Here is a 22,438-nt window from a genome sequence, read left to right on the forward strand (position 1 = left end):
AATTCGGTTATTACCATTCCCTTAAAACGAAAGATTGGTTATTTTGTTAAGTTTGGAACAAGAAACATTTAATGCGGAAATTTTTACAACGTTTATTAGGAAATTGGGTAATCCGAATGTCGAATAGGTTTGGCTCAAGGCCTGATCTTAAGCGCATTCACCGTGCTTTAAGTGCGTTGTATAAAACCATAAATAAACAAACCGGCAAAAGGGGGCTTATATTTAATTTAACCAACGAAAATAAGTTTATCATTTTTTCCGACCAGCATAAAGGCGCAAGAAATAATGCCGACGATTTTGCCATTTGCGAGCAGAATTACTTAAAAGCACTGGAACATTACAACCAGCAGCAATTTAATTACATTAATTTGGGCGATAGCGAAGAACTTTGGGAAAATCTGCTTGAACCCGTAATTAAGCACAATAAACAAACTTTTGAATGTGAAAAAGCATTTATTGTTAGAAATGCCTTTACCAAAATATTTGGCAACCATGATTTGTACTGGGACAACGATCCTTTAGCAGGCTTTAACCTGAACCGCATTTATGGAAAGAAAATCCCTATTTACGAAGGCGCAATTTTAAGGACAAACATTAAGGGAAAAGTTTTAGATGTATTTTTAACACATGGGCATCAGGGCGATTTACAAAGTGATGGAAACTGGTTCAGCAAATGGTTTGTAAGTATGGTTTGGGCACCACTACAATCTTATTTGCAGATTAACCCCAATACACCCGCATACGATAATCAACTTAAAACAACCCATAATACGCTGATGTATAAATGGGTGGCAGCACATAAAAATATTGCCTTAATTACAGGCCATACTCATCAACCGGTATTTTCATCGCTTACGCATTTAGAAAGGATTTATGTGGCATTAAGAATGGCGAGAAAACAAAATGATAAACTTAAACTTGATGAGCTGAATGCAGAATTGGGTAAAAGAATCGGAAAAGGAGATAAAGCGCCCGCATTCAGAAAATATAAACCCAATTATTTTAACAGCGGATGTTGTTGTTTTAGTGATGGAGACATTACCGGCATTGAAATAGAATCGGGTGTAATCAGGTTAATCAAATGGTCGTGCAAAAACAATGGAACACCAGAAAGGGGCGTACTTGAAGAAATGGAATTGGCAGATTTAATAGAAGATTAGGCTCTACTTAACCGGAAGCTCAACAAAAAAAGTACTTCCCATATTCTTTCCTTCACTTTCTGCCCAAACCTTGCCTTTATGTAAATCAACCAGGGTTTTAACAATAGATAAGCCTAAACCGTCAGATCGTTCACGTCCTGTTGGAACGGCACTAAGTTTTGCAAACTTTATAAAAAGCTTTTTCATGTCATCGGCTGATAAACCAAGACCATTATCCTTTATTGAAACGGTAACCGTAGGATTTCCGCTTGCCAAAGCCACGATAATTTCTGAGCCCATTTCAGAATATTTAGAAGCGTTGCCAATTAAATTCCCGAATATGTCTTTAATTTTTTCCGCATCGGCATAAATCTCAACAGGATCATTATACGGGATTGATATTTTTTGCTTTTTATTATCTAAAATAATTCCGAAATCAGACACGATCTCCTTTAAAATTTCCGTTAAGTTTATCTTGGTTTTAACCAGTTTGATATTGCCATGCTCATTTCTGGCAGCAGTTAAGATGTTGTTTAGACTGTCGACAATATTTTTTGATTGCTGGTTAATTTTTCCGGCAATCAGTATGGCTTTATCATTCATTTCCGGTAATCTGCCAATTAATTCCGATTGTAGCGAAATTGTGGTCATTGGGTTTTTTAAATCGTGTACCAGCATATGTAAACGATCATCATGTGCCCTCAGCGTTTTACGTGTCGAAATCCTGGATTCTAACTTTTCGACTACAATAACCGAGAGCATTTGAAGCATATTCAGTTGTTTCTCTGTTGGTTTTCTCGCAACAGAATCTACCACACATACGGTTCCTAATCTAAAACCTTCGCTGGTTTTTAAGGGTGCCCCGGCATAAAAACGAATCCCACCATCGGCAGAAACGTAGGGGTTGTTTAAAAATTCAGGAAAAGCATGCGTATCTTCAAAAACGGTAACTTGCTGGTCTAAAATAGCAAGCGAACAAAAACTTTCATCCCGCTTAACTACATTACCCTCTAAAGCACTGAAATTGGCCTTAAAAAATACCCTGTCCTGATCAACAAAAGTTATAAATGCACTTGGTGCCTCAAAAATCTGTGCCGCAAGTAAAGCAATGGTATCGAAAGCATTTTCTGGAGGTGTATCCAGAATTTCATAATGTCTGAGCTTTTTCAGACGAGTTTCGTCGTTATCCGGTATTATACTTTTCGGTAGGGTGTAGCCAGGCATGTAATTAATTATTTCGGCTATAAAGATATGCATTATGTGTTTAGGTACTCTATATCCATTCGTTTATATTAAATCTAAACAGATTTTTTATAAACAATAAGTCGTTAATTTAGTTTAATATTATTAAGAGTTTATTTAGCCTTAACCCATCATCCTAACTAATAGCAAAACAATGAGATTACACATAGATCGTAAGCCTGTAAAGGTATATCCGGATACCAAACGCGTAATTGCCCGTTTCTTTTTTAATGGAGAAGAGCGTGCATTGGAAGTCATTAAAAAAGTATTAGAATTTTCTGATGAAAAGGTATTCTCCCTTATTTCTCCAATATTGCAGGAATATTCTAAAAGACATCGCAACATCACCAAAATATTAACCCGCCATTGCAAAAAGCTTAAGAAACAATTTACCACATTAGGAACAGCCTTTGAAGATATAGACGAATATACACGTTTGCTGATTGGAGCTTATTTTACACACGAATATTCGATTGAATCGGCGGCATTTTTTAATCCAAGTATTGTGGATGATCCCGATCAGACGGATTTGGTTGAAGGCGAAAAAAGAGTGATTATTAGTTTCAGGGCTGTAGGCGAAGGACATATTTCTTCTATTGTTTTTAGAAGGGCCTTGATTGATGCACAAAATAATATACAGGTTTTACCTGTAGGCAATTATGTTGATGAAGCTGAAGTAATTAAAAATGCCATTTATGTTAAAAAACTCTTTTTAAAGAAGGCCGCTTATGCCCAGATTGATCCTTCAGTTTTAGAAGAGGTAGAAGGTAAATTAGATGATAAATTTGAATACACAAGCCTAAGTAATGTAATTAAAGATTCTAAAAGCTTGAATAATGATAATCCACAGCGATTAATAGAATATGATAAAGTTTTATGGTTATCCGATACTTACCACACTATAATTTTCTCCAGGGATACGGATATCTCTGATCGCGTAATTTTCCCAATTTCAGAGTTTGAGCGAAAAGGAATTGAAGATGCCCGTTTCGTGAAATTTATTAAGGATGATGGTAAGATACTTTATTATGCCACTTATACTGCATTTGATGGCTCATTAATTATTCCTAAACTGGTACAAACAGAAGATTTTTACGAATTTAAAGTTATTCCACTTTATGGCGACGGGGCGCAGAATAAAAACCTCGCACTGTTTCCAAGAAAAATTAAAGGAAAATATGTAATGATGAGCCGAATAGATGGCTGGAATAATTACCTCATGTTTTCTGATAAAGTTAATGTGTGGGAAAATCCGATTTTACTGAAACAACCACGCTATTGCTGGGAACTGGTTCAAATTGGGAATTGTGGTTCGCCTATTGAAACCGAAAAAGGCTGGTTAGTCATTACACATGGTGTTGGGCCCATGCGCAGGTATTGTATAGGCGTAAGCTTGTTGGATTTAGATGATCCAACCAAAGAGCTGGGTCATTTAATTGAGCCTCTAATTATACCTAATAACGATGAACGCGAAGGTTATGTGCCTAATGTGGTTTATTCCTGCGGTTCAATTATCAGTAATGGCGAACTCATTATTCCATACGGTTTGTCTGATTACAGTTCATCATTTGCCACTGTAAATTTAGAATTGCTGCTTAATAAGTTGTTAGAAGAAAAACCACAGTTATAAATCATGCTTGTAGTAGCTATATTTGATTTAGGAAGCGTTATGCCATAAACGAAAATAATGTCCAAACGAAAAAAAGCAGCTATCCGGTTTGGTTAGCTGCTTTTTTTTATGCCATTAAATTAATTAAGAGCACTGGTCGGCCTCCACTAAGGGCGAGGCTAAACTTTCATACTCCGTTTCTGCTGCTTTTAAAACGGCTAAATGTGAAATAAAATAAGCTAATGTGCTTTCTGCCCCCTGATTTCTGTTTACGCTGTTAAATTGCAAACCATCTGCACAGCCCTGTGTTTCAAAATCGTATAATGGAATATGTAAACTGTTTTTTCCTAAAAACCATTCGTAACTGGTATGCATCAAAGTTAAATAGCGACTGTCGTTTGTAAGGGCAAAGGTTTTGGAGTATAATAAAACCATCGCCATAGTTTCTATTGCCTGCTGATCGTAAATAGGGTTTTTACCGTTCTTTTTCATCCAGCCGGCATTTCCAACCGGACTTAAATAGCCATTTTTAAAAGAGAAACCATTTAAAAATTCAATGCTCTCCATTGCAATTTTAAAAGATTGCATATTTCCGGTAGCTTCGTAATGGCTTAATAATGCCAGTGGTAAAATGGCATTATCATAAGTTAAAATGTCTTCAAACCAATGCCAGTTGCCATCCTTATTTTGTTCGTAAGCTTTAACTAATAAACCAGAAAGGCGGTTAATTTCTGCGATCAATAACTCATCACCCGGATGTGCATTTAAATAGTAAGCTATACCGATAACGGTATTTGCCATACCGCGTAAATATTTTAAATTCTTAAAGTGCGGAATGGAGTGAGAAAATAATTCTTTACCAAATTCCCGGTAGGAATTATTCGGTCCGGCGCAAATTAAATAACCTAAAGACCAAATGGTGCGGCCGAAAGAATCTTCGGAACCAACTTCGTCAAGGTAAGTCCGGTTAAAGCTTAAAAAATTTCTAAAATTACCATCCTCGCGTTGCATATACTGGATAAAACTTAAATAGATGGGCATTAATTTAAGTGCCTTTTGATTCTTATCCTGGTCGTAAGCCATTAGAGTCATAATTAAGGCACGGGCATTATCATCTATACAATATCCTTCTTTTAAGTTGGGTATACCAAATCGGGCATGTTGAATAATTCCGGTATCATCCGTTAAAAGTGATAGGTGATTTAAATTGAGGACCGGCATGCTTTCTACATCTATAATAGGTGGCACCACTCTTTGCGGCTTACTTCCATCATTTAAAGCATTTTCCAGTACATTTAAATAAACGTTTCCAATAGCTGGCCACCTTAAGTTTAAACCATAGCGATAGGCATTTTCTTTCAGCTGTTTATGTTTATCTTCATCATTTAAAAGTGTATTCAATATGTTAGCCAGTTCCTGGTCGTTTTTAAAGTCGAATAACTTGCCTCTGTTATCGGCCAGCAATTCTTGTGCATGCCAGTAAGGTGTAGAAACTACTGCTGCACCCGCGCCTATGGCGTAAGAGAGAGTACCGCTGGTAATTTGTGCTTCATTTAAATATGGCGTAATGTAAATGTAACAGGCCGTAAGGTATTGATGTAATTCTTCTTCTGAGACGAATTTGTTTACAAAAGCCAGGTTTTTTTCGACGCCCAGATCTTTGGCCAACGATTTTAAGCTGTCTCGGTATTCTTCACCATTATGCCTTACCACGCCGGGATGAGTATTTCCTAAAATAACATACAATACATCAGGATGCTGATTTACAATTTTAGGCAAAGCCTTAATTACGGTTTCCAAACCCTTATTTCTGCTGATTAAACCAAAGGTAAAAAGTACTTTTCTATCTTTAAATAAATCACTTTTCGAAATTTCATTATCAGGCATTGGCTCTAAATCAGGTACGCCATGCTCAATCAGCTTAATTTGCGAAGAAGGAATTTGGTAAATACTATTTAAAAACAAAACTGCTTTTTTACTCATCACCACAATTTTTGATGATTTAGCTGCAATTTCTTTAATAATGGTTTGCTGCATAAAACTCGGTTCTTTTAAAACCGTATGCAAAATGGTAATAAATGGTTTTTTAAGCTTGTTGATCAGTGATAGTAAGAATACACCGCTATTGCCTCCGTAAATACCAAATTCATGCTCAATTATACAGGTATCAACCTCACTGTTGTTAATAAAATCTGCAGCTTCAATGTAATCTTCCTGGTTTTGCTGGCGGATAACAAATTTTACTTCGTTAGGGTAAGCGTGTTCGTTAAGATCATCAGATTCGTTCAATGCTACAATAAAACTTTTTTCTGAGTTATATGATGGATTTAAGCCTAAAGCGTTAACTAAATTTTGATTAAACGTAGCTAAGCCACATTCACGTGGCGGATAAGTGGATATATAGGCGATTTTCATAAATAAAAAGGGGTAAATTTTAATAGAATAACATATAATAGAATAAATAGTTTCAAATTCACTTATTTTAACTCTTTTATTCTCAAAACAATATGATTTAACCTCTTGTTAATAAATGAAATTTAAAGTTTTTATTATGAGATCGATATGGAAAGGTTCAATTGGTTTTGGTTTGGTTAATATACCAGTTAAATTATATTCGGGTGTGCAAAACAGTAACCTTGATTTGGATATGCTTGATGAACGTGATCATGCTAAAATTAAATTTTTAAGGGTTAATGAAAACAGCCACAAGGAAGTGCCTTATGAAAAAATAGTTAAAGGATATTTTTTAAAAGATCAATATATAATTTTGGATAAGCACGATTTTGAAGATGCGGCACCTGAAAAAACCAAAATAATAGAACTGGAAAATTTTGTTGATATTAAGGAAATTAACCCGGTTTATTACGAAACGTCTTATTATACCGAACCAGAGAAGCAAGGCAAAAAGGCTTATGCGTTATTGTTAAAGGCCTTAGAGAAATCGGGGAAAGCGGGAGTGGCCCGGTTTGTACTGCGCAATACAGAAAACCTGTGTGTTATCCATCCGATGGATGGCGTATTGGTGATCACTAAAATCAGGTTTAACCAGGAGGTGAGAAGCCTTGCCGAAATAACCAAGGTAGATGATGTAACCATAACTAAAAAAGAAATGGATGTAGGTCTGGCGTTGATTAAACAATACAGCTCAAAATTTGATTTAAGTTCGTTTAAGGACGAATACAGTAATGAACTGTTAAAAATTATCAAGGCGAGATCTAAGGGTAAACGGGCTACGGTTAAAAAGATGAAACCTCAAATGGCCAGTAGCGACGATTTATACGAACAATTGATGCAAAGCCTGGGTTCAAAGAAGGGCGCGTAAATTTAGTTTGATGATGTGTTTTGCTTTTAGTTAATTTGTTTATTGTAACGTTTGCCTGATTTAATAGATAAGAGCTGAATGGAAATGAATATTTCTACAAATACGAACCTATATTGTGTGTATAACGTTTTAAACTTTATTGAAAACAATTACGATCAGTATATTTCAATAAAAGAACTGGAAGAGGTTTCAAATTACTCTTACCGGAATATTCAGCGAATATTTAAGTATACCTGCGGAGAAACGATTGGCGCATATCAGCAAAGGCTTAAAGTAGAAAATGGTTACAAACTCATCATTTATACTAAAAGTACCCTTACGGCCATTGCGCTACAGGTGGGATTTGCAAACCTGGCATCGTTTTCTAAAGCCTTTAAGCTGCATTTCAAAATTTCGCCCAAAATGGCGAGATTAAATAAACCTTCTTTATTTTTAGAAAGCCGGCTTATTCCGGTCATCTCTGAAGAAGAAATAAAACCCGAAATAATATACCTTAAACCTTTAAAGATCTATTATGAGAGCACCCAAACTTCCTATATAAATGCAGATATAGAGTTGCTGTGGGATCATTTTATGAAACATAAATTTCCGGATCATGATACCGAATACTTTGGTGTTATTGCAGACGAGCCCTTGATAAAAACACAATTGAGTTATAGATATGATGCCTGTGCATCTGCCGCCTCAAAATCTATTAAACTCCCTTCAAAAAGTATATTTGGGGGCAGATATGCGCAATTTATCCATCAGGGTAGGTACGAAACCATAGAAAATACGTACACAAAAATATATGCTGGTTGGATTTTAAATAGCGGACTTGAATTTGCGCATACTCCAATTATTGAAAAGTACATTAAACATATTGATAATACAAATCATATCGATGAGCAATTAACGGCAATATTATTACCGCTTCAATAAGATTGTCAATTCAGGACAACATTGTGGCTATTCTTCCCGGTAATTTTGTCTCATTAAATAAATGATTTGAATGATGTTAATTATTAAGAAAATGGGAAATATACTCATGTTATTACCTGCAGTTTTATTATCATGCACTAAGGGCGATCTGGATAAAATTTCGGTGCCTGCTGATACGAATGTTGTTTATACCATGCCTGACGAATCTTCGCGGCATGAAGGCACCTGGTTGCAATGGCCACACCAATATCAATATGGGGTAACATACCGCAACCGGCTTGATGCAACATGGATTGCGATGACTAAGCAATTGGCTTTAAGTGAAAAAGTACACTTAATTGCCTATGATGAAACAGAAAAGACCCGGATTATATCCTTGCTGCAAGCTGCCGAAATTCCGCTCACGAATGTTGATTTTAAAGTTTACCCTACAGATGATGTATGGATACGGGATAATGGCCCTATTTACGTTAAAGATAAAAATGGACAGCTTTTTATTCAAGACTGGGGATTTAATGGCTGGGGTAAAAAAGCAGCTTATAAAAACTGTGATGCGATACCTTCAACAATTGCAGCAGCTCAGGGTATCCAGAAAATTGACCTTAATGCTGTAATGGTAAATGAGGGTGGAAGTGTTGAGGTAGATGGAAAAGGTGTTTTAATGGCTTGTAAAAGTTCTATAATTAATAAAAACAGAAATCCAGGAATGAGTTTGCAACAGGCTGAAACAATATTTACAAAATACCTGGGCATAAGTAAGTTTATCTGGCTTGAAGGTAAAGCCGGTTTGGATATTACCGATATGCATATAGATGGTTTCGCAAGGTTTGCCAATGCATCAACAATTATAACGATGAACGAAGATGATTTAGATTACTGGCAGGTTCCGGAGCATGATGTTAATACCTTATATGCGGCTAAAACCACCAATAATTCAGCCTATACTTTTGTGAAAGTACCTTTAACAAAAAATGATGTGGTAACTACTTACGGCAAAAACCTTGGAAAAGCTTCTTATGTGAATTACTATATTGCCAACAACAGGGTGTTGGTGCCCAATTATAACGATCCTAATGATTTAATCGCAAATGCAATTATTCAGAAATTATATCCGGATAAAAAAGTTGTTGGAATTGATTGCCGCAATTTATTTGCTAACGGTGGAATGGTTCATTGTGTTACCCAGCAACAACCTTTGTAAAAATTAACCAACAGCTTGCCCGAAATTAAAAAGGGTTGTGCCTAATCTAAAATTGATTGGTGTACAACCCTTTTTTAATTTATATTTTCTTTATTTAAAAGCTGCCTTTAATTGTTCAGCCGCATAAGCCTGGGCTTGTTTAGCTTCTGGTACTAAAGCTGCCATACCAAAAAATTCGTGGGTTACCCCTTCATAGTTTTTACTGTTTACACTTACACCGGCAGCCTTTAACTTATTGGTAAGCATTACGCCATCGTTATTTAAAGGATCAATTTCTGCAGTAATTATAGTAGTAGGTGGTAAACCTTTTAAATTGGCATTCACCAAAGATATTTTAGGATCCTGAGCTTCCAGTATACTGTTAACATATTTTTCTGTAAACCAAGCCATCATTGCCTTATTTAAAGGTTTAGCATTCGCATACATTTTATAAGATTCTGTATCCATATTAGCCTGGGCAATTGGGTATATTAAAACCTCATGTACCGGAACCATGATGTGTTTATCTCTGGCCATAATAGATACATTGGCCGCTAAATTTCCACCGGCGCTTTCGCCAACAACCGCAATCTTAGCCGGATCAGCCTTTAAGTTCACTGCATTTTTAACTGCCCATTCGTAAGCAGCAAATGCATCATTATGGGCTGTTGGAAATTTATTTTCGGGGGCCAAACGGTAGGCTACAGATACTACTATTGCCCCAACCTGTTCTGACAGTGCCTGAGCAGATGCATTGTACACATCAATATTTGCAATTACAAAACCACCGCCATGGTAATAAACAATTAAAGGAAAAGGGCCTTTACCTTCTTTAGGCGTGTACACTCTTAAATGAATTTTAGTTCCATTTACATCAATATCCTTGCCCATGGTATCTACTTTTGGAGCAGGCAGGCTTATGTTATTTTGTTTAATCAAATCCATCACAGCATCAGTAGGTGTATGGTTTTTACGGGCATCAACAGCACTTAACTGTTCAATAGGTTTATCCCCATAACTGCCAAGCTTTTCAATTACAGCCTGCATTTCCGGTTTAATGGTTTTACCCCATTCTGGAGCAGGTCCCGCGGGTTTAATTGCCACAACTTTGCTGCTGTCGTTTAAAGTAGTATCGTTTGAATTGCCTGTTTTTGTGCCGGAGTTACAAGCCGTAAAAAGTATTCCGAATGCACAAATTGCTGCAGGAATTTTTATAAAATTAGCTTTCATAGGGTTAATTGTTGGTTTCAATAAAATTTATATCTATAACACGATCAATAAGATAACTGTTTTAAAGATTGAACAACTTTTAAGAATTTTTCTAATTAAAAACTTCTTTTACAATTAGGTTGTTCTATTCATTATAACTTATAAAATTATGTTAACAGAGATAGCAGGACTACCGGAAAATGTTTTTGGTGTAAGGGCAACCGGAGAGGTTAATGCCGATGATTTAAAAAGTGTTTTATTACCCGGTTTAAAAAAACTTGTCGATCGTTTTGGCGAAATCAGGTATTTACTCGTTTTAGATACGGATGTAAAGAACTTTACAGCGGGCGCATGGGTACAAGATGCTAAAGCAGGTTTGCAAAACTTTAGCAGCTGGAAAAAAATTGCAGTATTAAGCCACGAAAAAGGAGTAGAATGGTTTACCGATGTATTTACAATGGTTACCCCGGGTAGTTCTAAAGGCTTTAAACCTGAAGAACTAAAGGAAGCTAAAGCCTGGTTAACAGAAGAATAAATGTGTAATTGATGTTTAAACGATAAAAAAAATCAAAATGAAAAATTCAAAAACCTCAGCAGAAGAAAGTAAAGCCACAGCACCAAAAAGTGCAAAGGCAAAAGGCGCAGATGATCAAGTAACATCAGCCAAAGATGCAAAGAAAGTAAACGTAACTAAAGACGAACCCGCGAAACATAAAAAACCCTAATTAATACATCATAAAACATCCCTAATATGATAGCAGATACGAATAATATTAATCATTTTTATGATAAAGCTTATGATTGGATAATAGATAGAGGACCCTCCATATTACTTGGTATAGGGCTTTTAGTAGTCGGTTTTTGGGTAATTAAATTAATTGGTAAATGGTTGCAGTCGGGTATGCATAAGAAAGATGTAAACCCTTCTTTACGACCTTTTTTAACCAGTTTACTACTCATAACCTTAAAAATTATACTGGTGCTAACTGCCACGCAGGTAATTGGTTTACAGCTAACATTTTTAACCGTTCTTATTGGCGGTATGGGCGTTGCCGCAGGTTTAGCACTTTCTGGCACTTTACAGAACTTTGCCAGTGGCGTATTAATTTTATTGTTAAAGCCTTTTATAGTTGGCGATAATATTGTTGCACAGGGACAGGAAGGTACCGTGAGCTCTATACAGATATTTTATACCATTGTAACCACTTTTGATAACCGCACCGTAGTAATTCCAAATGGTAAATTATCTAATGAGGTAATTATAAACATCAGCAAAAAAGGGAGTAGGAGACTGGATATAGAAATGAAATTTAGTTACGGTATTGATTACGAAAAAGTAGTAGCTGCATTTAATAAAACGGTTAATGAATTTAAAGAATGTTTAAAATCGCCAGAACGTAGAATAGGTGTTTCTGTTTTGGATGATAGCGGTTTTAAAGTAACCTTAAATGTTTGGGTGCAGGCACATGGTTTTACAGATACTAAGCTTAATTTTCAAAAAGAATTATTGGAAAACCTCAAAACCAGCGGACTTAAATTACCTGGAATGGCAGATTAAGGATGGTTACTTTTTTAGTAAAGCGTAAATTTTGTCCATCAGCTCGTCTATATTAAACGGTTTCGCCATAAAATCGTCGGCTGTAACCTCATCCAGCATATAATTATTGGCGTTGTAACGTGCAGAAATCATTAAAACCGGAATATGAGAAACAGAATTTTCGTTACGTAAATCTTTAAGTAAAACCCTGCCATCAACATCGGGCAGCATAATATCCATAATAATTACGTCAGGTTTAATATCCTTTACATGTTTGATAAAATCAGCACCCTTATTTAAACCAACAACATTAAAGGCTTCACTTTCAAGGATTAGTGTAATTACATCTAAAATTGCATGGTTATCTTCAACCACTAAAATTGTTTTCTTAGCCAAGGGATTTTAATTTGCAGCAAAGATAGAATAAAATACAACTTAGAAAACCCAATTAAATAAACTATTTAAGAGTATAAATAAGTTTTGAAGCTTAAACAAATCTTATATTTTTGTGTTACTAATACCTAATATGACTAAATTTTCTGTAGATCTTACCAACTGTGATAAAGAACCAATCCATATACCAGGCAAAGTCCAGTCGCACGGCTTTTTAATTGCTGTTGATAAAACAAATTTTAGGATTAGTTATGTAAGTGAAAATGTATCGCTGTTTATAAACGATACTGCCAAAAATTTACTTGAAAAACCGCTTGCGGCTTTAAATTCTTTTTTAACCCAGCAAGAACCGGATTTTAACATAGAAGATTTGTTAAAATTGGGCATCATCCGGAAAAGTTTTGATGCGATTACGCCACATCCTTTAGAAATTAACGAAAAACCCTTTTATCTGATTATTTCGCCATCAGTAAACGATTGGCTGCTTGAATTTGAGCCCGTTACTCTTCAATACGATATTCAAAGTACTGTTGGAAGATCGGCTGCGGCCATGTTAACGAATAAAAATATTTCCGAATTACTTAAAAGTGCAGCTATAGAGATTAAAAAGCTGATCAATTATGATCGGATTATGATTTACAAATTTTTGGATGACGGGCATGGCGAAGTTGTTGCAGAAGAAAAAGAAAATCATTTAGAACCTTTTTTTGGCCTGCATTATCCGGCATCTGATATCCCGAAACAAGCACGCGAACTGTATAAGCTTAATTTAACAAGACTTATTGCAGACGTAAATACAGAAGATGCACCCATTTTAACATTCAAAGAAAACACTCCGCTTGATTTAACAAATGGCTGTTTGAGAGCTGTTTCGCCTATTCACATTCAATATTTAAAGAATATGGGCGTATATTCGAGTTTCAGCATTTCGTTAATTTTGCATGGCGAACTTTGGGGGCTGATTGCCTGCCACAACTACAGTCCTAAATTTATAGATTATAAAGCAAGAGAAGGATCAAAGCTAATCGGGCAGATCCTTTCTTCCGCATTAGAGTTTCGTCAGGAAGAAGAAGATTCAGAAATTATTGAGCAGTTTAAAGATACGGCTGCGGTATTAACAGAACATTTAAACCGTGATAAATATTTACTCGAAGCCATTACAGGACATTCCCGAAGCATTTTAAACGTGACTAAAGGAACAGGTGTAGCCGTAATATTCGAGAATAAGTTAAAAACATTAGGTCAGGTGCCGGCAGATCAAGATATACTGGAACTTGCGGCCTGGCTAAAATCATCAAACGATGAATCGATTTATTATACACACCGTTTAGCCGAAATATTTTTACCGGCTAAAAAGTATAAAACAGTAGCTTCGGGCATATTGGCCTGTGTGTTAAGTAAAGAGTTGTCAGAAATAATCATATGGTTTAAGCCCGAACAAATTTCAACGGTGAACTGGGCCGGTAATCCCGAAAAACCTGTAACTTCATCAGAAAACGGCCTGTTAAATTTATCTCCAAGAAAATCATTCGAAACCTGGTCGCAGGTTGTCAGTAATACTTCCGAGCGCTGGCTCCCTGAAGAAATTGCTTCTGTACTGCGTATTCGTGAAATTATTATCACCGATGTAAATAAGAAGGCCAACGAAATCAGGCTGCTAAATGAAAAGCTACAAGCTGCTTATGAAGAACTTGATACCTTTAGTTATACCGTTTCGCACGATTTAAGAACGCCACTTACCTCTATTAAAACTTATACAGAATTATTGCTTAAAAATAAAAGCATTGATGAAATGGGCAGGAGAATGCTCGACCGCATTTTAACGGGTGCCGATAAAATGAATTTCCTGATCAAAGAGATCTTAAATTTAGCAAGGGTTGGCCGTTCTGACATTAGTTTTGAAACCGTTAATATGCAAACGCTTATCAAAGAAATAAGTACTGAGGTTTGGACTGCATTTAAAGCCGATAAAGTTGAACTGATTTTAGGTCAATTACCAGATTTAAAAGGGGATAAGACCATGATTGCGCAAGTGTTTACCAATTTAGTTGGAAACGCAGTTAAATACTCTTTAATGGTCGAAAAACCATGTATTGAAATTTCAGCCTATGTAGATGGAAACGAAACCATTTACGCGGTTAAAGATAATGGTATAGGAATTGATAACCGTTATTATGATCGTGTGTTTGAATTATTTAAACGAATGGATAATGTTAAAGACATTGAGGGAACAGGAGTTGGCTTAGCCATAGTAAAAAGAGTTGTCGAGCGACATAATGGTAGAGTTTGGTTTGATAGTACGCTAAACGAAGGTTCTACTTTTTATGTAGCTTTTAAAAATAGATAAAATGAAAACACCGGATATATTTTATGTAGAGGATGATGTGGATTATGCATTTTTTATGCAAAGTGCCATACAGGAAGTTAAGGATACGTTAAGCATTAGCATTGTGGAAGATGGCACAGAAGCCTTACTTAAACTTCAGAATTTTGCTGAAAGTAAAACCAAGCCTAAATTAATATTGCTTGATTTAAACCTGCCTGGTTTATCAGGATTGGATTTATTAAAGATTATAAGAGATATTCCTTATCTAAAATCAATTCCGGTAATTTTATTTTCCACTTCAGATAATCCTGATGACGTAAAAGCCTCAATAGAATTTGGGGCAAACGCGTACCTCACCAAACCCGATGGTTATGATAACCTGGTTAAATGTGTACATTCCGTACACGACTTTTGGTTTAACCAACACCTAAGATTAAATTAATATTTTATAAATTTTATATTTTCAGGAAAGATTCGGGTTAAAATCCGGATCTTTTCTTTTTAACCACCTGTACTAATTTTAATATTTAAATATGATTGCCAGTTTATTAAGAACCGAAACCGCAGAAAAGCACAAAGAATTAGAATCGTTAATGTTTGTTAACGAAATAATGGCCAATTCGTTAAGTATCAGCAATTATAAAAAGCTGTTAACCATTAACTATATCATCCATCAAAAATTGGAACATAAACTCATCGCTCAGCTTGATGCAGCAGTGGCTGGAAAATTAGAAATGGATAAGAGAGTAAAATTACCGGCACTTGAAAAGGATCTACACTATTGGAAAATAGATACAGACACGCTTCCCGATTTAAACTTTGAAATATTTGCACCCGCTAATCATACCGCCGAAATTTTAGGTGCTTTGTATGTGCTTGAAGGGGCCACATTGGGTGGAAACGTAATAAAAAAACACATTTTAGCCAATCCCGAATTTAAAAATGATGCTGCCGGACTTAGTTATTACGGTGTGTATGGGGAAGAATTAGGCGCAAAATGGAAAACATTTGTAACCTTATTGAATGAAAGTGTTGCAGAAGCTGATTATGCTAAATGTGTAAACAGCGCAAATGCCACATTTGATAATTTGATAAACTTATCAAAACAGTTCGGATAAGTAGTTTGCTTAAGACGAAAATTTATAGTTAAAAATTTAAAAAATACGTTCAATGTTGTTTTAGGGGCATGTTGACTGCTTAAAAATGTGTAAAACTTCTTCCAAATAAATATTAAGTTTCTCTTGTTAATTCAAGGTAAATATGTATTATTGAAAAAATAAATTTTTTAAACCTTAAAAACATCAATTAGCGATGGAAAAATTCTCAAAAGTTAAAGCTGCAGTTGCTGCTATCGAAGCAGATGTAGAAAAATTTTATAATGCTGGCAATGCAGCTGCTGGTACTCGTGTGCGTAAAGCAATGCAAGATCTTAAAGTTTTAGCACAAGAAATCCGTGCAGAAGTAACTGACAAGAAAAACTCTGGAAAATAATATTTCGCGAGTAGAAACAAAAAGGGTTCCGAACATCGGAACCCTTTTTGCATTTATAGCCATTTATACATCTTAATCCTTTAGTTAAGCAACTCTTTTCATGGTTTGCCTTAATGATGAAAATAAAACACTGTAAAAAGATAAAGCTTCCCATCGCGGAGAGCATTTATCCAACTAACAAGACATATTTATACTATAATTATTTAAATGTGTCAGTTCCTGTTCTCCATGTCGGTATGATAAAACCTGAGTTGCCAGTATTAGTACTTATATTAACTGAAAAATTTCTCGAATCTTCATAATCACTGCTTATTACATTATTATAGTATAAAGGAATTATAAATTCATAATTAGAATTTACGCTGATAGGATATGGATCATCTGGTCCCAATAGAATAACATGAAATCTCACACTAGCATCGGGAATTTGTTGCAGAATTTTTATTTTATTTCCAGTAAGTGAACCATTTACGTCATACATCGGAGTTTTTGTTATTGTAAAACTATTTGGTTGTTGTAGCGGAAATGTAATAACGTTACTATAGCTTAGGGTATATCCATCTTTTGCAACCCTCCTTATAGCTTTTCCAACCTGTGGAGGATAATTGTAATCTTTCCTATTCGGACCAGGTATGTTCTTAGGAGTTCCATCATTTTCGATATTATCCCAGTCATAACTAAAAGATGTGGATGAATTACTCAGAGGTTCTGTTCCAATTATTTTTGGAAAATTTAATCCTTGAGTATCTTCTTGAAAAGAAATTATGTTATTAGAAATATAAGGTCCACCTGTTGGTTGCGTATCAGTGCCTGTTACAGTGATACTGTATCTTGTATTACTATATCTAATTATATCTAATTTTTTTTGCGTGTCATAAAACTTATATCTTAATAAAATTTTACCTTGTCTTTTATTGGTTGGAAGTTTTGCACCAATGCTTTTATCATTAAATAATGTAGCTGTGGCGTAGTTATAGTCTGATGAGGTTAGGTTTTTAGTTACTGATAATTCTATTGTAGAAGGATCAGATTCGTAGTTAGGAGAATAGGGTGCACTTGTTGCTTCTTTTAGACTTAGAAGTGATTCTGTGTATATTATTGTGACAGCACAGTTTCCAGATTCGTATCCACCAGTACTTAGTGCTCCCCTTTGAATTGCAAACTGAAATTTGAAAGGCGTTTCTCCATTTACATTAGTTACCTTTAATGTATTATTCACCAAATATGAGCTTTGAATTTCAAACTGACTCAATATGAATGTTTGAGCATTTGCTTTAATTATAAAGCAAAAAATGCTTATAAATACTATTATGTGCTTTTTCATATTACTTTTCGTAGTTGGCTTTATATTCGTTAGCTAAATCATATCTTGTTTGGAGATCGTGTAGGCTCTCTTTGTACCAGCCATAAACTATAAATTCTTTTTTCTCCTTATCATAAACTACTTGATCGAGTGGTGCACCTAACGTGATGGATAGAAATCTAATTTCTTTAGAAAGATCTAATTCCTCCATTTTAGTTTCATTGATGACTCTATCCTTTTTACATGCTGATACACTTAGCAAGCTACATAGCACAAAGGCGTAAACGGCCCATGTTAAATTTGTTTTTTTCATTTTTAATAGATTTTATTGTTTATTCGATTGTTTTTTTATTTAACGAAATATTGATATAGATAAATTTTATATATAACAATTTGACTTACTGTCGTAAAAATGCTCTAAAGGATGTAAGAATTAAATCTATGCGCTTAGGGACGATTGCGCACCAAACATATCCGAATGGAATTGTTATTGACCAAGAGATTTTAGAAAAGATAAAGCTCCCCATCGCGGAGAGCATTTATCCAACTAACAAAACATATTTTCAATAAGAGCGTTAAAACGATCTTAAGCTTTTTTAACTAATTTATATTCGATAACCGGTTTACCACGCTCACCGCCATCACCAGAAATATAACTATTGAATTTTAATTTATAGATGTTTCCTGTTCCATCTTTAATAAGATAGAAACGATCAGTTTTAACAGCGCCACCTGTACCTGTTTGACCTGGAGAAGTTCTCCATTTTGTACCAACTACATCTTTTGCCGCTGAAAATATAACTTTAGCACTTGTAAGATTAGTTTCTGTGAATGATGCGTATTCAAAATCTGTTTTTAATATTTCTGCAGCTTGTACACCTCCTAAGTTATTTATTGAAATAAAGTCTTGTACCCAGTACGGAGAACCTAAGCCTGAGTTGTTAGTGCTATAACTCCACGATATATCCCATGCTTTTTTGTTAGGCTCTGCCTGAACTATTTTATTGTTTTCTAATGATGCAAATACAAGATTGTAATCATTATTTTTAGCTACATCCAAAGTTTTAATAGTAGTTTCTCCAATTCTTGCATACTGAACTTTATATCCATTTGCACTGCGGGTAACCTTAACTTTAAACCACTTTTCCTTATCTTTATTTCCTTCATAGCTTAATAGATAAACCTTATTGTCAGCATCATTAGCACTTACTTCTGCAAATGCCGTCTTAGTAATGTCACCATCCCAGTAATCAACTAAAGAAACGGTTAAAGGATCCATGATATCATGGTTTAAATTAACATTAGTCCCAGGATCAGCTAATGTTACAGCTGTAATGTCAGTTTTAGAAGTAGCAACTGCTGTAGATTGGTATGATGCGTTAAGTACTACTCTAAACCTACTATCAGAAGTAAAGCCTAAATTGAAACTTTTTCTGTCTATCGATACTTGTTTGTCAGTACTTAAGTCTACAGAAACGATGTTAGTATAATTCGATTCAGCAGTTTTACCGTTTAAAGTTAATGTACTACCATCCGAAGGCGGAACAACAATAACAGGTTCATTGCTATCTTTTTTACAAGCGGTAAAACTGGCTGCAACAATTGCCAGAGTGATAATTGAGTTAAATTTATTCATGTTTCCTTTTTTAGTATTTATAATATTTATTAAAATTTGTTCCAGTTATAAGTTAAACCAACAAGGTAAGAACGGCCGTAAGTATAAGGTACAGCAGTACCACCAGTACTGTGCGCTCCACCTGTTGCAACAGATGTATTGGTTAATTGAGTTACATTAAATAAGTTTTTTACGCCTGCATTAATGTTTAAACCCCTGTATATTTTTTTATTAATCATGAGGTCGGCCAGGTTAAATGCACCAACCTCACCCAATATGGCGGTTTGGACATTATTAACTGTGGAGAGCTGGTAATTTGGTTTTTTACCCACATATTTATAGAAAACACTTATACTTCCATTTATTTTAGTAATGCTGTAAGAAACGCTTGCATTTACTTCGGTACTCCAAACAAAGTCGGGAATATCCAACGATGGTACGTTTTCTAAAATTTCATTATAGTTACCGATATAAGAGAAGCCCAATGAGGCAGTAATATTTTTGAAGATTAAGGTGTTTTCTAAAGTTCCGCCTGTTGTTTTAGATTTAGAAACATTAAGTAAAGTAGTAACCTGAGGATTTACAGGATCGGTAGCAAATATGATTCGGTTTTTATATTGATTGTAAAATCCAGATAGGGTAGAGCGGAATTGTAAATCCTTTTTATGGATGCCAGCCCAGGCTAAAGAGCCGTTAAAACTGTTAGATTGCTCTGCTTTTAAATTTGGATTGCCATAAATGGTATGACTTGCATCAACAAAATCATAATAAAGTTCCCGTAAAGCCGGCGCACGGAAGCCACGGGCATAAGAAAGGCGTAAATCTAAACTTTCGGTTAAGCTAAATTTTGTATTTAGTGATGGAACAACCGGTGCATTATAAACCGAATTTTTAATAATCCTCAAACCCGGACGTATATTGATGCCTTTAACAGGCTTAATTTCAGAAGATAAGAAGAATGCATAATCGCTGATTATCGGAGTGCCCGAAATTCTTGCACCACTTCCTGCATCACGATTAAACTCAAAACCTGGCTGAAAGGAAATATACGAATTGGGTACATATTGTGCCGTTGATCTAAAAATAATTGAATTGAATTTTGCTACATCCTGTTCACCGGCTTCTGTGGTTAAAGTTTCGCTGTTCGTTGTAAAATCATGTATTACCGTACGGGTTCCTCTTTGTAAATTGGTGTAACCAGCAATAGCCGTTAAATTAAGCTTCGGATTTAATTTCCATTCTGATTGGATTTGCTGCGTATAGCGATTGGTGGTATAGGTTGCGAATTTAGCTTTATAGTTATTTGGATTTAAGCCGCCCCGAACGTCAATGGTTTCATTTAAACCATCTAAACGATACCAAATGTTAAAATTATTATTTCTGTAACCAATTTTGGTGTTGCCTAACCATTGTTCTTTGGGTTTCCAACGGTTGGTATCTGCATTAACTTCATCATTTGTAGCGGTTTTTGAGGCTAAGTTCCATCCTCCAAAATCGTTGTGGGTAAAACCAACCAAAGCATTCCAACCTTTATTCTGCCAGCTGGCGCCAACGTTTTGCATATGTTGTCCTTTACCACTAAAGGCTTCATATTCATTGCCCGCAGTTTCTTCCTGTACTCTTGCCGATAGGTTTAGCATAGATTTGCCTGCACCTTTCGTTATAATATTAATAACTCCTGCCAGAGCATCCGATCCGTAAACAACAGACATAGGACCTTCAATAATTTCAATACGGTCAATGGTATTAATATCAATCTGGTTTAAACTTTCACGGGCATCAGAACGGTCAACCATAGGTACACCATCTAATAATATCTTAATGTTTCTTCCACTCATGCCCATTAATTGAACATCCGTTGTGCCTAAAGTTAAATCGTTGCTGAAGCGAAAGCCTAATTCGGTATTTAAAATCTGCTGTACATTTGTTGCTGCCCTTAAACTTATTTTTTCTGCACTTATGGTACGAACATTATAAACGGAGTTTTTTAAAGACTGCGGGCCAAATTGCCCGGTAATAACCACATCTTTTAAATCTTTTGCCTTAGTTGTATCCACCTTTGCATCCTGACCCAACGCAACAAAACCACTTAATATTAAGGCAATTGATAAATATATTTTCATTTATTTAGACTAATTATAAATAATTGTGCAAATTTGTTAATAATCATTCTAAACAGATAACGTTAAACGGATAATTTATACCGTTAAACGGATTAAATAATTATGGAATTAAAACGCTCAGAACATATTTCAGAAAAAGTCCTGTATAAAAACAGTTATCCGGAAAATTTTGACGGACAGCATGATATAGATGCGGCTGAGCAATATATAGAAGAGGACGCTTTACAAATCCATTTTAAAGAAAAATGGTTTAATGGTATTCACATTAGCATTGTGTCTGTTACGGCCAACGATGCCATGTTTTCATTGCAGGTTAAACCTAAACACCATGGTTTTTTGTACAGTATGGAAGGTGCTTTAAATATTCATACGGTTGATGGCGCGGTGAGTATTGAGAAAAACCAGCAATATATTTCCTTTGATTCTCCATTAAATTTAACGTTTAACGTACACCGAAATACCAAATTCATATATATACAATTAACACCTTCTTATTATCAAAAATTAACAAACGGTTTGTTTAAAGAAGAACTGCTTGCAAGTTGCCTGTGTGATATACCCGCAGATGTTAATTTGGTAATCCAATCGCTAACCAATCATAAATACTCAGGCAGGGTTAAAAGACTTTTTCTTGAATCAAAAATTTATGAATTGCTGATCTGTTATACTCAAAGAAATAATTATCTGGCGGCCGTTTCTTTGAAGCAGGAGGACGTAGATAAAATTCTACTGGCAAAAAAACTGGTAGAAAATGATTTACAAAATCCAAATTCACTTTTAGAGCTTTCGCGCAAAGCAGGTATTAATGATTATAAACTTAAAAAAGGTTTTAAGGAAATAACCGGGCATACCGTTTTCGGTTATTTATATAAACTCCGCATGGAAAAAGCTCATGCTATATTAATCAATGAAAAGAAAACGGTAAACGAAGTTGCCTTTCTTGTTGGCTACAAAAATCCACAACATTTTATCGTTGCTTTTAAAAAACAATATAATATTTTACCTGGAAGTTTGAATAAATGTTAAAC

At 35.2% G+C, this 22,438-nt stretch carries 21 protein-coding genes; 13 read left to right on the plus strand and 8 right to left on the minus strand.

Going from position 1 to position 22,438, the window contains the following annotated elements; all coding sequences use genetic code 11:
- Positions 1 to 116 precede the first annotated feature (116 nt).
- Positions 117 to 1,160 carry a metallophosphoesterase gene (locus R2Q77_RS08680; RefSeq protein ID WP_316803327.1) on the plus strand — a complete coding sequence of 348 codons (1,044 nt, stop codon included), beginning with the start codon at positions 117 to 119 and terminating at the stop codon, positions 1,158 to 1,160.
- A 3-nt stretch (positions 1,161 to 1,163) separates the two neighbouring features.
- Here the strand turns inward: R2Q77_RS08680 and R2Q77_RS08685 are convergent, their stop codons facing one another.
- The gene (locus tag R2Q77_RS08685) at positions 1,164 to 2,396 is read right to left on the minus strand and encodes a GAF domain-containing sensor histidine kinase (RefSeq protein ID WP_316803328.1); all 1,233 of its coding nucleotides are present in this window, start codon (positions 2,394 to 2,396) and stop codon (positions 1,164 to 1,166) included.
- Positions 2,397 to 2,535: 139 nt separating this feature from the next.
- Between R2Q77_RS08685 and R2Q77_RS08690 the strand changes: the two genes are divergently transcribed.
- Positions 2,536 to 4,011, plus strand: coding sequence for a glycoside hydrolase family 130 protein (locus R2Q77_RS08690; protein ID WP_316803329.1), 1,476 nt, complete (start codon positions 2,536 to 2,538; stop codon positions 4,009 to 4,011).
- A gap of 123 nt (positions 4,012 to 4,134) precedes the next feature.
- Here the strand turns inward: R2Q77_RS08690 and R2Q77_RS08695 are convergent, their stop codons facing one another.
- Positions 4,135 to 6,405 carry a glycosyltransferase gene (locus tag R2Q77_RS08695; RefSeq protein WP_316803330.1) on the minus strand — a complete coding sequence of 757 codons (2,271 nt, stop codon included), beginning with the start codon at positions 6,403 to 6,405 and terminating at the stop codon, positions 4,135 to 4,137.
- Positions 6,406 to 6,541: 136 nt separating this feature from the next.
- On the opposite strand from R2Q77_RS08695, the gene R2Q77_RS08700 reads away from it, so the two are divergent.
- From R2Q77_RS08700 to R2Q77_RS08710, 3 genes are all read left to right on the plus strand, one after another.
- The gene (locus R2Q77_RS08700) at positions 6,542 to 7,312 is read left to right on the plus strand and encodes a Ku protein (protein ID WP_316803331.1); all 771 of its coding nucleotides are present in this window, start codon (positions 6,542 to 6,544) and stop codon (positions 7,310 to 7,312) included.
- 78 nt (positions 7,313 to 7,390) lie between these two features.
- Positions 7,391 to 8,233: an AraC family transcriptional regulator gene (locus R2Q77_RS08705; protein WP_316803332.1), complete on the plus strand. Its 843-nt coding sequence runs from the start codon at positions 7,391 to 7,393 to the stop codon at positions 8,231 to 8,233.
- 91 nt (positions 8,234 to 8,324) lie between these two features.
- Positions 8,325 to 9,434 (plus strand): agmatine deiminase family protein, encoded by a 1,110-nt coding sequence (locus tag R2Q77_RS08710; protein WP_316803333.1) that lies wholly within the window; start codon positions 8,325 to 8,327, stop codon positions 9,432 to 9,434.
- A 90-nt stretch (positions 9,435 to 9,524) separates the two neighbouring features.
- Here R2Q77_RS08710 and R2Q77_RS08715 read toward each other — a convergent pair whose 3' ends face one another.
- Positions 9,525 to 10,643 (minus strand): alpha/beta hydrolase, encoded by a 1,119-nt coding sequence (locus tag R2Q77_RS08715; RefSeq protein WP_316803334.1) that lies wholly within the window; start codon positions 10,641 to 10,643, stop codon positions 9,525 to 9,527.
- A gap of 148 nt (positions 10,644 to 10,791) precedes the next feature.
- On the opposite strand from R2Q77_RS08715, the gene R2Q77_RS08720 reads away from it, so the two are divergent.
- Genes R2Q77_RS08720 through R2Q77_RS08730 form a run of 3 tightly spaced genes read left to right on the plus strand, consistent with a single transcriptional unit; the run spans position 10,792 to position 12,180 of the window.
- The gene (locus R2Q77_RS08720; RefSeq protein ID WP_316803335.1) at positions 10,792 to 11,157 is read left to right on the plus strand and encodes an STAS/SEC14 domain-containing protein; all 366 of its coding nucleotides are present in this window, start codon (positions 10,792 to 10,794) and stop codon (positions 11,155 to 11,157) included.
- 37 nt (positions 11,158 to 11,194) lie between these two features.
- The gene (locus R2Q77_RS08725) at positions 11,195 to 11,347 is read left to right on the plus strand and encodes a hypothetical protein (protein WP_316803336.1); all 153 of its coding nucleotides are present in this window, start codon (positions 11,195 to 11,197) and stop codon (positions 11,345 to 11,347) included.
- 26 nt (positions 11,348 to 11,373) lie between these two features.
- Complete coding sequence (locus R2Q77_RS08730; RefSeq protein WP_316803337.1) at positions 11,374 to 12,180, plus strand: mechanosensitive ion channel family protein; 807 nt, start codon at positions 11,374 to 11,376, stop codon at positions 12,178 to 12,180.
- 6 nt (positions 12,181 to 12,186) lie between these two features.
- On the opposite strand, the gene R2Q77_RS08735 is transcribed toward R2Q77_RS08730, so the two are convergent.
- A complete protein-coding gene (locus tag R2Q77_RS08735) occupies positions 12,187 to 12,555 on the minus strand; it encodes a response regulator transcription factor (RefSeq protein WP_316803338.1) in 369 nt (122 codons plus the stop codon).
- Positions 12,556 to 12,685: 130 nt separating this feature from the next.
- On the opposite strand from R2Q77_RS08735, the gene R2Q77_RS08740 reads away from it, so the two are divergent.
- The 4 genes from R2Q77_RS08740 (at position 12,686) to R2Q77_RS08755 (ending at position 16,369) form a co-directional block, all read left to right on the plus strand.
- Positions 12,686 to 14,899, plus strand: a complete 2,214-nt coding sequence (locus R2Q77_RS08740; RefSeq protein WP_316803339.1) for an ATP-binding protein — start codon at positions 12,686 to 12,688, stop codon at positions 14,897 to 14,899.
- Between the two features lies 1 nt (position 14,900).
- Positions 14,901 to 15,320, plus strand: a complete 420-nt coding sequence (locus tag R2Q77_RS08745; protein WP_316803340.1) for a response regulator — start codon at positions 14,901 to 14,903, stop codon at positions 15,318 to 15,320.
- A gap of 91 nt (positions 15,321 to 15,411) precedes the next feature.
- Entirely contained in the window at positions 15,412 to 15,996 is a 585-nt protein-coding gene (locus tag R2Q77_RS08750; RefSeq protein WP_316803341.1) for a biliverdin-producing heme oxygenase, read from the plus strand.
- Positions 15,997 to 16,189: 193 nt separating this feature from the next.
- The gene (locus tag R2Q77_RS08755) at positions 16,190 to 16,369 is read left to right on the plus strand and encodes a hypothetical protein (protein ID WP_010602585.1); all 180 of its coding nucleotides are present in this window, start codon (positions 16,190 to 16,192) and stop codon (positions 16,367 to 16,369) included.
- Positions 16,370 to 16,568: 199 nt separating this feature from the next.
- On the opposite strand, the gene R2Q77_RS08760 is transcribed toward R2Q77_RS08755, so the two are convergent.
- The 4 genes from R2Q77_RS08760 to R2Q77_RS08775 form a co-directional block, all read right to left on the minus strand.
- The gene (locus tag R2Q77_RS08760; protein ID WP_316803342.1) at positions 16,569 to 17,693 is read right to left on the minus strand and encodes a hypothetical protein; all 1,125 of its coding nucleotides are present in this window, start codon (positions 17,691 to 17,693) and stop codon (positions 16,569 to 16,571) included.
- A 1-nt stretch (position 17,694) separates the two neighbouring features.
- Entirely contained in the window at positions 17,695 to 17,985 is a 291-nt protein-coding gene (locus tag R2Q77_RS08765) for a hypothetical protein (protein ID WP_316803343.1), read from the minus strand.
- Positions 17,986 to 18,258: 273 nt separating this feature from the next.
- Positions 18,259 to 19,308: an HmuY family protein gene (locus R2Q77_RS08770; protein WP_316803344.1), complete on the minus strand. Its 1,050-nt coding sequence runs from the start codon at positions 19,306 to 19,308 to the stop codon at positions 18,259 to 18,261.
- A gap of 29 nt (positions 19,309 to 19,337) precedes the next feature.
- Positions 19,338 to 21,410 carry a TonB-dependent receptor gene (locus R2Q77_RS08775; protein ID WP_316803345.1) on the minus strand — a complete coding sequence of 691 codons (2,073 nt, stop codon included), beginning with the start codon at positions 21,408 to 21,410 and terminating at the stop codon, positions 19,338 to 19,340.
- Between the two features lie 102 nt (positions 21,411 to 21,512).
- On the opposite strand from R2Q77_RS08775, the gene R2Q77_RS08780 reads away from it, so the two are divergent.
- Entirely contained in the window at positions 21,513 to 22,436 is a 924-nt protein-coding gene (locus R2Q77_RS08780; protein WP_316803346.1) for an AraC family transcriptional regulator, read from the plus strand.
- The last annotated feature ends 2 nt before the right edge of the window (positions 22,437 to 22,438 follow it).

It is taken from the genome of Pedobacter nototheniae (assembly GCF_032678625.1).
Lineage (GTDB): Bacteria > Bacteroidota > Bacteroidia > Sphingobacteriales > Sphingobacteriaceae > Pedobacter > Pedobacter nototheniae_A.